Source organism: Extensimonas perlucida (assembly GCF_007655255.1).
Taxonomy (GTDB): Bacteria; Pseudomonadota; Gammaproteobacteria; order Burkholderiales; family Burkholderiaceae_C; genus Extensimonas; species Extensimonas perlucida.
Genome location: NZ_VMYE01000035.1, coordinates 1 through 12,823, shown reverse-complemented (window position 1 = coordinate 12,823; position 12,823 = coordinate 1). Strand labels below are relative to the sequence as shown.

At 66.3% G+C, this 12,823-nt stretch carries 19 protein-coding genes and 1 tRNA gene; 4 read left to right on the top strand and 16 right to left on the bottom strand.

The window, feature by feature from the left end; all coding sequences use genetic code 11:
• Nucleotides 1–155: 155 nt before the first annotated feature.
• A complete protein-coding gene (locus FK527_RS16820) occupies nt 156–368 on the bottom strand; it encodes a helix-turn-helix transcriptional regulator (RefSeq protein ID WP_144735813.1) in 213 nt (70 codons plus the stop codon).
• 226 nt (nt 369–594) lie between these two features.
• On the opposite strand from FK527_RS16820, the gene FK527_RS16815 reads away from it, so the two are divergent.
• The 4 genes from FK527_RS16815 (at nt 595) to FK527_RS16800 (ending at nt 2,797) form a co-directional block, all read left to right on the top strand.
• Nucleotides 595–1,059, top strand: a complete 465-nt coding sequence (locus tag FK527_RS16815; RefSeq protein WP_144735811.1) for a helix-turn-helix domain-containing protein — start codon at nt 595–597, stop codon at nt 1,057–1,059.
• Nucleotides 1,060–1,632, top strand: coding sequence for a PIN domain-containing protein (locus tag FK527_RS16810; RefSeq protein WP_144735809.1), 573 nt, complete (start codon nt 1,060–1,062; stop codon nt 1,630–1,632).
• A 550-nt stretch (nt 1,633–2,182) separates the two neighbouring features.
• A complete protein-coding gene (locus FK527_RS16805; RefSeq protein WP_144735807.1) occupies nt 2,183–2,413 on the top strand; it encodes a hypothetical protein in 231 nt (76 codons plus the stop codon).
• 3 nt (nt 2,414–2,416) lie between these two features.
• Nucleotides 2,417–2,797 (top strand): type II toxin-antitoxin system death-on-curing family toxin, encoded by a 381-nt coding sequence (locus tag FK527_RS16800; protein ID WP_144735805.1) that lies wholly within the window; start codon nt 2,417–2,419, stop codon nt 2,795–2,797.
• Between the two features lie 166 nt (nt 2,798–2,963).
• Here FK527_RS16800 and FK527_RS16795 read toward each other — a convergent pair.
• The 15 genes from FK527_RS16795 to nifB form a co-directional block, all read right to left on the bottom strand.
• Nucleotides 2,964–3,039: transfer RNA gene (locus FK527_RS16795), tRNA-Asn, on the bottom strand.
• A gap of 208 nt (nt 3,040–3,247) precedes the next feature.
• A complete protein-coding gene (locus tag FK527_RS16790; protein ID WP_186298471.1) occupies nt 3,248–3,544 on the bottom strand; it encodes a 2Fe-2S iron-sulfur cluster-binding protein in 297 nt (98 codons plus the stop codon).
• 141 nt (nt 3,545–3,685) lie between these two features.
• Nucleotides 3,686–4,555 carry an SIR2 family NAD-dependent protein deacylase gene (locus tag FK527_RS16785; protein WP_144735815.1) on the bottom strand — a complete coding sequence of 290 codons (870 nt, stop codon included), beginning with the start codon at nt 4,553–4,555 and terminating at the stop codon, nt 3,686–3,688.
• Nucleotides 4,556–4,592: 37 nt separating this feature from the next.
• A complete protein-coding gene (locus tag FK527_RS16780) occupies nt 4,593–5,756 on the bottom strand; it encodes a DegT/DnrJ/EryC1/StrS family aminotransferase (RefSeq protein ID WP_144735803.1) in 1,164 nt (387 codons plus the stop codon).
• A 48-nt stretch (nt 5,757–5,804) separates the two neighbouring features.
• Nucleotides 5,805–6,068, bottom strand: coding sequence for a hypothetical protein (locus FK527_RS16775; RefSeq protein ID WP_144735801.1), 264 nt, complete (start codon nt 6,066–6,068; stop codon nt 5,805–5,807).
• A gap of 11 nt (nt 6,069–6,079) precedes the next feature.
• Entirely contained in the window at nt 6,080–6,304 is a 225-nt protein-coding gene (gene nifT / locus FK527_RS16770; RefSeq protein ID WP_144735799.1) for a putative nitrogen fixation protein NifT, read from the bottom strand.
• Nucleotides 6,305–6,368: 64 nt separating this feature from the next.
• A complete protein-coding gene (locus tag FK527_RS16765; RefSeq protein WP_144735797.1) occupies nt 6,369–7,520 on the bottom strand; it encodes a cysteine desulfurase family protein in 1,152 nt (383 codons plus the stop codon).
• Nucleotides 7,521–7,567: 47 nt separating this feature from the next.
• Complete coding sequence (locus FK527_RS16760; RefSeq protein ID WP_144735795.1) at nt 7,568–7,939, bottom strand: DUF3024 domain-containing protein; 372 nt, start codon at nt 7,937–7,939, stop codon at nt 7,568–7,570.
• Nucleotides 7,936–8,214, bottom strand: a complete 279-nt coding sequence (locus FK527_RS16755) for a nitrogen fixation protein NifZ (protein ID WP_144735793.1) — start codon at nt 8,212–8,214, stop codon at nt 7,936–7,938. Before FK527_RS16755 ends, FK527_RS16760 begins: the two co-directional genes overlap by 4 nt.
• A gap of 8 nt (nt 8,215–8,222) precedes the next feature.
• Nucleotides 8,223–8,585, bottom strand: a complete 363-nt coding sequence (locus tag FK527_RS16750; RefSeq protein WP_144735792.1) for a nitrogen fixation protein NifZ — start codon at nt 8,583–8,585, stop codon at nt 8,223–8,225.
• Complete coding sequence (locus FK527_RS16745) at nt 8,578–9,474, bottom strand: 4Fe4S-binding leucine-rich repeat protein (protein ID WP_144735790.1); 897 nt, start codon at nt 9,472–9,474, stop codon at nt 8,578–8,580. The genes FK527_RS16750 and FK527_RS16745 overlap by 8 nt, the downstream gene beginning before the upstream one ends.
• Nucleotides 9,471–10,043 carry a hypothetical protein gene (locus FK527_RS16740; protein ID WP_144735788.1) on the bottom strand — a complete coding sequence of 191 codons (573 nt, stop codon included), beginning with the start codon at nt 10,041–10,043 and terminating at the stop codon, nt 9,471–9,473. Before FK527_RS16740 ends, FK527_RS16745 begins: the two co-directional genes overlap by 4 nt.
• A 41-nt stretch (nt 10,044–10,084) precedes the next feature.
• A complete protein-coding gene (locus FK527_RS16735; RefSeq protein ID WP_144735786.1) occupies nt 10,085–10,501 on the bottom strand; it encodes a HesB/IscA family protein in 417 nt (138 codons plus the stop codon).
• Between the two features lie 67 nt (nt 10,502–10,568).
• The gene (locus FK527_RS16730) at nt 10,569–10,763 is read right to left on the bottom strand and encodes a 4Fe-4S binding protein (protein ID WP_144735785.1); all 195 of its coding nucleotides are present in this window, start codon (nt 10,761–10,763) and stop codon (nt 10,569–10,571) included.
• Nucleotides 10,764–10,830: 67 nt separating this feature from the next.
• Complete coding sequence (gene nifB / locus FK527_RS16725; protein ID WP_144735783.1) at nt 10,831–12,450, bottom strand: nitrogenase cofactor biosynthesis protein NifB; 1,620 nt, start codon at nt 12,448–12,450, stop codon at nt 10,831–10,833.
• Nucleotides 12,451–12,823 lie beyond the last annotated feature (373 nt).

The following is a 12,823-nucleotide window of genomic DNA, read 5'->3' as shown; positions in this document are numbered from 1 at the left end:
CAAGGCGATCATCATGGTGTACGGGCTCCTTTGCTGGCTTGCTCATGTTCCTCAATCAGGGCTTGCAAAACGGCACGAGCCATGAACAGGGGGTAGCGGCGGGAGTCTATACAATCGTCAGGGATGCTACATCTACCGACGATACGGAACATTCTTCAGCTGGCACTGGTCTGCGCCGCGATCGTCTTGGTCGAGGTCGCCAGACACGATTCCTCGTAGGCCTTGATGTCGACCTGGCGGTAGATCACCCGGCCGCAGAGCTTCAGGAACTTGGGCCCGAGCCCCTCGCTACGCCAGCGCTCCAGGGTGGCCTCGCTGAGATGCCAGCGCGCGGCCAGTTGCTTTTGATTGAGGTGAACGACGTCCATCTTGGTCTCCTTCCGAATGAGTTGGCAGGAGTCCATGAAGGCGCTGTTCCACCGACGAGCCAAGGCCCAGCGCGGTCTGGCGCCTGATTGGGCGTAAATGGGTGTCCTTTTGGGGATGGGCGAGCCAGACGCCCTTGGAACGCGCCCGTTTCGGATATTGCGATTATTCGTTTATTTCGGTTATACTTCCTCCCATGATGCTGTTTGAAGCTCCCAGGAGGCTGCCATGACCACTCTCTCTCCCACACATTCGTTGCCGACGGCCGAAGAAGTTGCCATCGCTCGCGAGAGCGGACGGGCGCTGTCTGCCTTCCTGCAGACCCGTGCGGAAACCCAGCAGATCGAGATCTTCGACGACAAGGGCGCGGCCCATCCCGTTCGCGTCCCGGTGTCGGCGCTTCGGCTGCTCGTGGACGTCCTGACCGAAATCGGCGAGGGCAACGCGGTGAGCATCATCCCGATCCACGCCGAACTAACCACCCAGGACGCAGCGGACGTGCTCAACGTCTCGCGACCGTTCCTTGTCCAGTTGCTGGAGCGTGGCGAGATCCCGTTCCATAAGATCGGCACGCACCGGCGCGTCCGCTACCAGGACGTGATCGCGTACAAGGAGCGCATCGACGTGGAGCGCAGCAAGGCCCTCGATGCCCTGGCCGAGCAAGGCCAGGCGCTCAAGATGGGGTACGAATGAATGAGTTCGAACTTCACCGTCATCTACGACGCGTGCGTGCTCTACCCGGCCCCGCTGCGCGACTTCCTGATGCGCCTGGCACTGACCGATCTGTACCGGGCGCGTTGGACGGACATGATCCACGACGAGTGGACGCGTAACGTCCTGAAGCAGCGCCCAGACCTGAAGGCCGAAGACTTGGAGCGCACGCGATCGCTGATGAACGCCCATGTACGGGACAGCCTCGTTACCGGCTTCGAGCACCTGATCCCGGCCGTCGAATTGCCGGATGCAGACGACCGTCATGTAGTGGCCGGTGCCATCCACGGCGGCGCGAGTCTGATCGTGACCTTCAACCTGAAGGACTTCCCGCCGGAGCGGCTCAAGCCCTACAACTTGGCCGCCCAGCATCCGGATGACTTCATCTTCGATCTGCTGGATCTGCACGCGGCTCGGGTGTGCGAGGCGGCGGCCAACCATCGCCGGTCGCTGAAGAACCCGCCCAAGACGACAGACGAGTACCTCGACACCCTGCTCAAGCAGGGTCTGACGCAGACCGTTGGCCAGTTGCGGGAGTGGAAGGTGGCGATCTGACGGACGCGGGTTCGATTCCCAAACCGGAATTGAACTGGCGCTGGAAAACAGACGAGGTTGAGCGACCTTTTCGGGCACCAATCAGAGCGAAAAACCTCCTTGATGGTCCATAGCCGAAGGGCGTACTGACAGGCTTTTCGATCGAGTTCGCAGCGGTTCGCAGCAGCCCGCAACGCTTCGATTCCGTACTTTCAATAGTCGTTTGGTGCGGGGTGCTGCCCCACCACCATACACAAGGGCTCGGATAGTCTCCGGGCCCTTTTTCTTGCCTGGAATCCCCGCGCCACGCGGGGTTCCGGCCACCTGTGCTGCGGGTGGTCACCCGCCGAAACGCCTGGAATCGGCCACTTTCTCCGCCAGAGCCGTCTCTATTCTCCGTTTGGCCTGCGGGTAGGCGCAGTGGGTGCCATCGAAAAATCAACAACTTACACGCGGCGGTTCAGCGTCAACCATGGCGACCAGTCAGCCATCGAAGGCCAGCCAGGCACTGGCGTGGGACCCCATCTTGCTCTATCATGAAGCATCAAGATGAATCATGATGGAGAGAGCCATGACCGCTGCCGTCCGCGAGAAATTTTCCTCCCAAGCCGCGCCCGACGTGTTGGCGGCGTTGCGCCAGATCGCAGAGAGCCAGGGACGCCAGTTCCAGGCCGTGCTCGATGATGCCCTGCGCGACTACATCGACCGGCAACAGAGGGAACGTCCCCGTCGCCACGTGATGGCCTCGTTCGCGTCCAGCTTGGATGAGTTCGACGGCCTCTACCGTGAACTGGCCAAGTAAGCCGTGCCGCGCGACTACTTGACCACGGCCGATGTGCTCGGCATGCACACCGTGCTGATGCAGCGTTACGGCGGCGCGCCGGGTGTGCGTGATCCTGGTGCGCTGGAGGCTGCCTTGTTCCGCCCGCAGACAGGCTACTACGACGACATCGTGGCTGAAGCGGCTGCGCTGCTGGAAAGCCTGGCGATCAACCATCCATTTGTGGATGGCAACAAACGCATCGCCTTTGCCGCTGCTGACGTGTTCCTGCGCATCAATGGCTGGCGGTTGCATCGTGCTCCGATGCAGATTCACGCCGAGATGATTCAAATGTTCGAGACTGGAACATTCGACATCGCCCGCCTCGATCCCTGGTTGAGGTCTTTCGCCACCCTTGCAGAGTGATGCAATGAACGAGAAAACGCCCAACGTCCAGACTCAGGCTGCAATGACGGAAGCACGGGAGATGGCGAGAAACGGGATGCTTAAACTGGTGGAGCCCAGGGATGGCGTTGAGTCATTCCCGAAATGAAATGAGGGTCGCCGCTCACGCGGCAACCCTCATGGAATTTGGCTCCTCGACCTGGGCTCGAACCAGGGACCTACGGATTAACAGTCCGGCGCTCTACCGACTGAGCTATCGAGGAATGGAGTCTTGCGGCATGAAGACCGAAGACCGGATCAAGAACTTTGCGGGCCTTGCTTGCTACTGGCGAGTGCCAGCACAAGGCCTTTGCTGCACTGCAACGTCTGTGCAACATCGCAGGAGCGGCATTGTAACCTTGCTTTGCGGCCCCTCTGCGCGCTGTGAAATCTTCGACGCAGGAAGCGCAGGACGTCGCAAAGAGTGCCTTCTCAGGTCGAAGAAAGCAGCTGCACCGTCACTGGCTCGCTACCAAGCAGGGCTTGGCAGGCCAGGCGCGACTGGGAGCTGACGCCCACCATGCCATCGAGCTTTTCGTTCTCGGCGCGCTGGATTTTGGACAGGCTCTTGCGGCCTGCAGTGACAAAGACATGGCAGCTCTCGCACTCGGCTTTGCCGCCGCATTTGCTGACGATGGCCTCGCCCACGGCCAGCAGGGCCTGGAGCAAGGAGGTGCCCACGGGGACTTCGTAGGTTTTGCCCGAGGGCAGCACGGTCATGGCCGTCAAGGTGGCGGGGGTTGCGGCTGCAGCTGCGGTGGATGCGGATGCCGATGCAGGGGTGGGGGTAGTCAATGTAGTCATGGTGGCAAAAAAAAGGAACAAGGGACGAGGAAAGGGGAAAACCACGGGCCAGGGAGCGCGCGCGTGTCAGGCCGCGAGCGCGGGCTGGAGCGCCTCCACCAGCGCGTCGGCGAACCCGGCGAGCGGCATCGCGATGCGCGTGATGTTCTGCTCCTGCAGAAAGCGCGCCTCCATGCGCGTGGGCTCGTCGGGCAGCACCGCCCAGTGGCGCGCGCTCGAGCGCTTCATGATCTGGCGCGCAAAGCTGCGCGTGAGCTGGTCGTCGAAGCGGCAACCCAGGAACAGAAAGCTGCGCCCGCTGCGCCAGGCCTGCACGGCGGCGGGAATGGGCGTCTGAATGTCGATTTCGGTCAATACTTCGACGTAGTCGGAGTCCGAAACCAAATAGTTGCCCGCCGGGCTGTGGCCGCCGATCGGCTTGTAGAGCATGGCGGTGGGGCTGTCCACCAGGCCCGGCGAGTCGGGCGAGTCGGCCAGCGCCTGGCCCGCGGCGTCGTAGGTCTGCGTCCACTGGCCGAAGTGCTCTGACTGCGACAGGCCCTGCAACTGCACCCAGCCACCTTGCGGCCGGGCCAGCCGCAGCGCGTGCATGAAGGTGTCGTCGTACCAGGTATCGACCCACAGCCCCGTATTGCATGCCGCCAGGGCCAGGTGCAGGGCCGAAGGGGCCGGCGCGCTCGCAAAAGCCTCGTTCATCAGGTGCACCACGGTCTTGCGGTGCTTGAAGTTTTCGATGAACTGCGCGGCCTGCGTCAGGCGTTTGCGGATCTTGTGCGGCACGCTGACCTTGGCGGTCAGAATTTCGGCCAGCGCCAGCGGCGTGGCCGGCACCTGAACATTGCTGCACAGGCCCAGCATGTCTGGCCCGAGGTAGGGAATGACGGTGCCGGCTTCGAGCAGGCGGGTGATTTCCGGGATGGCGGCAGCGGTGTTCATCATGTTCCCCTGGGGTGAATGGCAAAGCGCAGAGCGTTCAAAGATAAATGGCCGCCCCGGCGCCGACGTTGGTCGCGGTGTCCTTGAGCGTGGTGACGATGTATTTGACCTGGGTGGCGTCCAGCCCGGTGTGCAGCGGCAGGGCCAGCGCGCGGTCGCCGATGCGGTCGGTGTCGCGCAGCAGGCCGCGCTGGCGGCCGATGGCGTCGCCGGCCTGCATGTAGAAAAACTGCTGGTGCAAGGGGTGGCTGTAGGCCGCCGTCTCGATGCCGCAGGCACGCAGGTCGTCGATCATCTGCGCCCGCGCGCTCGCGGTGAAGCGCTTGCCCAGGTGCACCACGTACAACATCCAGTGCACTTCCTGCACGTCGTCGGCCAGGTACGGCGGCTTGACGCCCTCGAAGCTCTGCATCTGCTCGTGGTACCAGACTTCGACCTGCTTGCGTGCGCTCAGCCGGTCGTCGAGCCCGGCGAGCTGCGCCAGCCCCAGCGCGGCCGTGAGCTCGCTCATGCCGGCCTGCAAGGGCACGCGCGCGCCCAGCGACAGCGAGTTGCGGTCGGCGAGCCGGCGCTGGCGCAGATAGCGCAGCTCATGCGCCAGCGCCTCGTCGTCGGTGAGCAGCATGCCGCCTTCACCCGTGCACAGCGCCGAGGGCGGCGAAAAATCGAACACCGAAACGTCGCCAAACGTCCCCACGCTCTGTCCGCGGTAGCGCGAACCCAGGGCCTCGCTGCTGTCTTCGATGAGCTGCAGCCCATGGGTCTGCGCCAGCGCGCGCAGGGGCTCCCAGGCCGCCGGGTGGCCGTTGGTGTTGCCCGCGAGCAGGGCGCGGGTGCGCGGGCCGATCTTGAGCGCGGCTTTTTCAGGGCTCAGGCTGCCGCTCCAGTAGTCGATGTCGGCAAACACCGCGGTGGCCCCGGCCAGGGTGATGGCCTGCGCCACCTGGTGCCAGGAGTGGCTGGCGCATACCACCTCGTCGCCCGCGCCTATGCCCAATGCACGCAGGGCGATCCAGGTGCCGAGCGTGCCGCTGCCCACAGCCACGGCATGGCGGCGCCCGACCCAGGCGGCAAAGGCGCGCTCGAAGGCTTCGACCATGGGGCCATCACTCCAGCGACCGGAGTCGAGCACGGCCTGCACGCATTCGGACTCGCGCGCGCCACACTCGGGTTCGAACAGGGAAATGACGTCTATGTCCATGATGGCTCCTGCTGTGGTGCTGCTGTTTTTGCGCTGCTGTCTTTGGGGTCACTCGTCCTGCGTGAGGATCAGCGCCGTGGCGTCCTGCGGCGCTTGCGTGATGTGCCAGCAATGACCGTTGGACGAGGCCAGATAGATGCGGCGTGGGCCGAGCTCGAGCGCCGGCGTTTCGCCGCGCAGGTCCATGGCATCGACCAGCACCACGCGCAGGTCGGGGTAGCGGCTGCGCCATTGCGCTGCAGCCTCGCGCAGCGTGCTTGCGCAGGCGACGAGCTGGCCCGCTTGCTGCAAGGCTTCGAGGGTCAGGGCCATGGTGCGGCTCCCTATTCCTGTTCGACGGACGAAGCCAGGCGCCGCGCTTCGACCGTGATGGGCAGGGCCGTGTCGGCGGGCAGCGTGGGCAACTCCAGCTGCCAGCCATTGGCCAGCGTGACCAGCCCGCCCCACATGTCCGGCTGGGCCATGGCGACGATGGGCTCCTCCAGGTCTTTCTTGGGCACGTAGGCGCTCAACACGCCCTGGGCATTTTTGCGAATCATGACTTTCATCGTCGGCTCCGGTGGGGGGATGTAAGGGAATGGAATAGGTGGATTGCAGTGCAAAAGGCATCACTCATGCTGCGGTCAGCGTCTCTTCTTCGCGCAGCAGGGGCTCGAGCAGGGGCGGCAGGGATTGCAGCAGGTAGGCCACCTCCTGCGCCGTGCTGCCGGCACCCAGCGACAGGCGCACTGCCGCAAGCGCTTCCGCGGGCGCGACGCCCATGGCGCGCAGCACGTGCGAGGGCTGCGTTCCCCCCGAGGAACAGGCCGCGCCCGACGACGCGGCCACGCCCAGGCGCTCCAGCCGCTGCAGCACCACGTCGGCTTCCAGACGCCCGAAGCGCAGGTAGCTGGTGCCGGGAAGGCGCTCTGCCGTCTGGCCCCAGACATGCACACGCGGCAGCGCCGCCGCCAGCCCATGCTCCAGCGCATCGCGCAGGGCGCGCAGCCGGGCAGCCTGGGCCGACAGGTCGCCGAGCAGTTCGAGCGCCGTGGCCATGCCGACGATGCCGGGCAGGTTCTCGGTGCCGCCGCGCCGCCCGCGCTCCTGGCTGCCCAGGGTTTGCGCCACGAAGGGCTGCCCCTGGCGCAGCAGCAGCGCGCCCACGCCTTTGGGGCCGTGGAATTTGTGCGCCGACAGCGACACGGCAGCGGCGCCGCAATCGCCAAAACGAAACGGCAGCTTGCCGATGAACTGCGTTGCATCCACGTGCAGCGCCGCCCCCGCCGCATGCGCCAGCGCGGCGACCTCGGCCATGGGCATGAGCACGCCCGTTTCGTTGTTGGCCGCCATGAGCGAGACCAGCGCGGTTTCGGGGCCTATCAAAGCAGCCGCCTGCTGCAGGTCGAGCCGGCCGTCAGGGTGCACGCCGACCGTATCGACGGGCACCCCCTGCGCGGCCAGCGCGTGCGCCAGGCGCAGCTGGCCGGCATGTTCCACTTGGCTGAAGACCACGCGCCGCCGCCCGGGCGCGGCAGCCGCCAGCAGGCCCCGCACGGCCATGTGGTTGGCCTCGGTCGCACCGCTCGTGAAGATGAGTTCGGCCGGCTTGCAGCCCAGCACCTGCGCCGCACGCGCCCGGGCGTCGGCCAGCGTGCGCCGCGCTTGCTGCCCCGGTGCGTGCTGCGACGAGGCATTGGCCCACACGCTGCCCAGCACCTGCAGCATGGCGTCGAGCACGGCGGGCGCCGGCGCGGTGGTGGCGTTGTGGTCCAGATAGATCATGCTTGGTGCTCCGTGGCTATCACCGTGGCTATGTCGTGCGGCCCGCGTCAAGGCCAGAATACGCGCTCGGCATCGGCGCACAGGGTGTCGAGCGCGACGTCCAGCGGCACGTGTTCGAGTTTGGGCATCCAGCGGCCCTGCTCGTGGTCGCGTGCGAGCAGGCACCAGCGCTGCGCGGCGTCGGGCAGCAGCAGCGCGATGTCTATGGTGCCGCCCGCAGGGTCCACGTTGCGCGAGCAGCAGGGACTTTCCACGCGGTAGCCGGGGCCTTCGCGCAGCACGCGCGGGCGCACGTAGCGGTAGCGCGTGCGCTGGCGCAGCGCGCGCACGACGCGGGCCTGGATCAGGTCGCGCACCTGCGGCGCCCCGACCTGCAGGACGGCGCGCGCGGCGGCGGGCACGCTGCGGGCGGGGTTCATGGCGCCTCCTCGGTTTCCGGCAGCAGCCCGGCGGGGGCGGGGATGATTTCGTCTTCCATGCAGCCGATCACGCAACCCGGGAACTGCACCAGATAAACCGGCTCGTTGTGCTCCGGCATGTGCCCCACGTTGACGATCTCGCCCACTGCGCCGCGTTCGGCAAGCACGGCATCAGGCGCACGTTCGGGGTAGCTGCCGTCGTTGCACAGGTCCTCGAGCGCGATCACGCGCTGACCCCAGGCGTACAAGGCCGCGCGTGGCTCCGAGAAGTTCATGTCCAGGCTCATACTTCCTCCGTCTTTGCCGGCGCCAGCCCCAGATCGCCCAGCGCCGCAGCTTTGGCGCCCAGCTGCTGCAGCACTTCTTCGGGCAGCTTGTCGAGCGTGCACAGCTCCTTGGCGCGCATGCCCACGCGGCAGCCCGAATCGACGAAGTCCACGGCGTAGATGTAGAACTGCTGCAAGAAGCTGTTGATGTTGACCACGTAGCCGATCTCGCCGCGCTGCACCAGCACCTCGCCGATGTCCTTGCCGCTGTAGGTGCCGTCGTTGCGGACCACGGTGCGCGAAACCACGCGCTCGCCGTAGTGAAAGCGCGGCGGCCCGGCCAGCTCGATTTCGTTGTCGTCGCGGTTGATGTCAGCCATGGTGGGCTCCTGCACAGAGTGCGGCTGCGGGGCCGGAGGTGTCTAGCCGGAATTGGCGGGTTTGCTGCGCCAGGCGTGTGCGTACCATCTGGCGCACTTCGGGGTCGGCGTCGTCGCGCAGCGCATCCAGTGCGGCCAGCGGGGCGCGCAGTGCGACCTCCCAGCGCACGCGCCAGTCGGCGTCAGCGGCCAGGCGTGGCAGCAGCGCGTCGGGCAGGCGCTCGGCCACGATGCGGCGCACCTCGGGGGCGCTGTCATCGGCGATGCGCAGCAGCGCGGGCATCTCCAGGCGCTGCGCGACGCGCATGCGCACGTTGCGCTCGGGGTCGTGCGCCATGCTCGGCAGCAGCGCCAGCGGCAGACGCTGCGCCACACGCTCGCGCACGCCGTAGTCGGGGTCGTTGCGCAGCGCGGCCAGTTCTGCCGGCGCCAGGCGCAGCGCGACGCGGATGCGCACCTCGCGGTGCGGATCGGCAGCCAGGCGCTTGAGCTGCGCCAGGGGCAGGCGCAGCGCGACCTGCATGCGCACGGTTTCGTCGGGGTCGTCCACCAGGGCCGCCAGGCGGAACACGCTGGCGTAACGCGCGGCGATGGCGCGCACTTCGAAATAGGGGTGGTCGAGCTGCGCGTCGCTCAGTTCGGGGTGCCAGCGAAAGAAGCGGTCTATGCGGCGCGCGTAGGCGTCCTGCATGCATGCGTAGCCCGGCTCGCAGCCTTTTTGCCCTGCCTCTCCCTGCCGTGCGCGCAGCGGCGCATGCACGCAGGCGCTGCAGTCGACCGGCCCACCCTGCCAGTGGCGCGCCGGGATGTCGCCGGGCGCAGCTTGCACATCCTGCGGGGGCCGGGGGCCGGGCGGGAGCGCGGCGTGGGTATGGCCGGGTGCGTTCATGGTGCGGTGCTCCAGCCGCGCAAAGGGTATTCGGGCGGCAAGTCCTGCGCGAGCGCGGCGTCGCCTTGCAGGTGGCGCGCGAGCACCTGCGCCAGCAAGGCGCCCCCGACGTGGTCCTGCGGGTCCAGGCGGCGCAATGCGCCCAGCAGGTACTGCGCTTCATCGAACGCGCCCAGACGCAGGTTCAGGTAGGCCAGCCCCTTGAGCGTGAACAGGTAAAAGCGCACCGCTGGGTCGTGGCGCACGGCCTCGTCCGCGGGCGGCTGGTCGCCAAATTCCGCCCCCAGCGCCATGCGCGCCACGGCCAGCGCGTCTTCACCCACCGCGCGCGCTTGGGCCAGGCGGTGGCCATAGAAGTGAAAGCGGTACAGCGCAATCAGCGGCACGGGGTGGCGCGGCGCGGCGGCACGCGCACGCTCGAGCAGCGCCAGCGCGGCGGCGGGTTGCGCGCGCAGCGAGCCGGCTTCGGCGATCAGGGCGTGCACCTCGGGGCTCACGGCGCCGCCGAGCGCACCCTCAGCAAACGCCAGCGCGCTCGCCTCGTCGAATCCCCAGCGGCCGTGCTCCATGGTGCTGCCCCTTGGTGTGCCGTCCCTTGGTGGCGTAGCCTTCAGGAGGCCAGCGCCGCAGACGCCGGGCGCCCGCGTGCGATGGTGCCCACGTCGATCTTCGTCACCCCGGCGGCGGCGCCGGGCGCGGTGCTTTCGGCGCTGCTGCAGGCGCAGCTCGATTGCCCGGGGTGGCTGAAGCTCAGGCCGGACTGCGTCGGCGTCTCGACGAAGTCTATCGTCGCGCCGTCGAGCAGCAGCCGGCTTTGCGCGGGCAGGAAAAAGCGCAGGCCCTGCACCTCGAGCAGCTGCTCACCGTCCTGCAAAGCGGCTTCGGCGCTGAATTCCGAGCTATAGCCCGAGCATCCTCCGGGGCTGACCAGAAGGCGGAAACCCGCCGTCGGCGGCAGGCCGGAAAAACGCAGGACGCGCTGGATGAATTTGGCGGCGGCGGGGGTGAGCGTGACGTTGGGCAACATGGTGTCTCTGCCTTTGGTGGGGTTGTGCGAGGGGTGCGCGGGATCGTGTGGACTTGGGGATGGACGCTCAGGCCTTGACGATGCAGCCGTCAACCGGACAGACGGCCACGCATTGCGGCTCGTCGAACTGGCCTTCGCATTCAGTGCATTTCTTGGGGTCGATGACGTAAACCCCGCCCTTTTCGCGGATCGCGACGTTGGGGCACTCGGGCTCGCAGGCCGAGCAGGCGGTGCAGGTGGATGCAATGATCTTCATGGACATGATGACTCTCCTCAGGTGGCAAAAGCAATGAGAAACATGTGCGGAAACGGGTAGCGCAGGAGCGCGCTCAGGCCGCCTGCGCCATCGGCTCCGCGCCATGCGTGTACGCACCCTGGCGGATTTGCGCGTCACCGCGGTGCTGGTGCACGATGGCGCCGCTCGCGATGCGGCTGCGGTAGCCGTTGAACCATTCGAGCGCGGCCTTTTCGATGAAGTCGCCCGCGTACTGATCGACCGGCTCCACGCCTGCGGCCAGCAATTCGTCGCGCGGGCAGGCGCCGATCTTGGCCACGAGCACGGCATGGCAGTCGTTGATGGCGCGCACCACCGAGGGCAGCTGCTCGTCATCGCCGAAACCGCCCTGGCAATACAGGTCCACGCGCCGGTGCCCGACGAACAGCGCCTGCGTGGCCGAGACTTCGAACACCTGGAACTCGCTGACGTGACCGAAGTGCTCGTTGACCCGGCCACCGCCCTTGGTTGCCACGGCTACCAGCACCTTGAGCTCGTCGGTGAGCTCATCGGCCACCGCAATGGCACGCGACGCGGCCAGCGCCTCCTCCTTGGCGGCGTGCTGCGCCTGGCGTTCGTGTTCGACCTGCGCCTGGTAGGCCTGGCGCTTTTCCAGGTCATAGACCACGTCCAGCTGCTCGAGCTTGTCGAGCGTGAATTCTTCGCTGCGGTCTTCGCCGAGCAGCCCGACGGCGTCCGCGCGGCACTGGCGGCAGTGGCGCATCAGGTTGGCGCCGCCCATGCAGGCGTCCTGCACGGCCTTGAGCTCCGTGGCCGTGGGGCCGCGCTGCCCGCTCAGGCCGAAATAGGTGCCATGCTCGGCCTCGGAAATGAGCGGCATGATGTTGTGCAGGAAGGCGCCGCGCTTTTTCACCTCGCGGTTCACCTCGTACAGGTGCTCGTCGTTGATGCCCGGGATCAGCACCGAGTTGATCTTGGTGAGCACGCCGCGCGCCGTGAGCATCTCCAGCCCCAGCATCTGGCGCTCGTGCAGGATTTTGGCGGCCTCGTAACCGCGCACGCGCCGGTGCTCCCAGAATATCCAAGGGTAAATCTTCTCGCCCACCGCCGGGTCCACCATATTGATCGTGATGGTGACGTGATCGACGTTGTATTTGCAGATTTCATCGACGTAGTCGGGCAGCGCCAGGCCGTTGGTGGACAGGCACAGCTTGATGTCGGGCGCCTGCTCCTGCAGCATGCGGAAGGTTTCGAAGGTTTTCGCCGGGTTGGCCAGCGCGTCGCCCGGGCCGGCGATGCCCAGCACCGTCATCTGCGGGATTTCGCTGGCCACGGCCACTACTTTGCGCACGGCCTGATCGGGCGTGAGTTTTTGCGAGACCACGCCGGGCCGCGACTCGTTGCTGCAGTCGTACTTGCGGTTGCAGTAGTTGCACTGGATGTTGCACGCCGGCGCCACGGCGACATGCATGCGCGCGTAGTGGTGGTGGGCCTCTTCGGAATAGCAGGGGTGGTTTTTGACCTTGTCCCAGATTTCCTGGGGCATGTCGTCCGGGCCCGCTGACGAACCGCAACTGGCCTTGCCCTCACCGCCATGGCTGCTGCAGCCGCCGCCAGCGGCAGGAACGTCCAAGCCAGACCCTAGGGGCTTGATCTGGCCTATGCCTATGTAGGTCGGTGCCGGCATCGGCGCCGTGGATGTGCTCGCTTGCATGGGAACCTCTCTTGCGTCCTACCGTGGCCGCGTGTGAGCTTCCTTTGCCAAATTCGTGCCAGGGCTTTGGGGCACTTTTGGCCTTGTTTCACCCCAAAATTTGCAGGCTTTGTAGGGTGTTTGGTGTTGCAAACGGCACACCGGCAAGCTGCCTTGTCGCGGGCCTTGTCGGTGATGCGACAAAGGCCACACAGCGGCAAGTTCTCAGAACCTGCGCACCTCTATGCCATGCTTGCGCAGTGCATAGCTGTCGCATCCCTGACGATTGTATAGACTCCCGCCGCTACCCCCTGTTCATGGCTCGTGCCGTTTTGCAAGCCCTGATTGAGGAACATGAGCAAGCCAGCAAAGGAGCCCGTACACCATGATGATC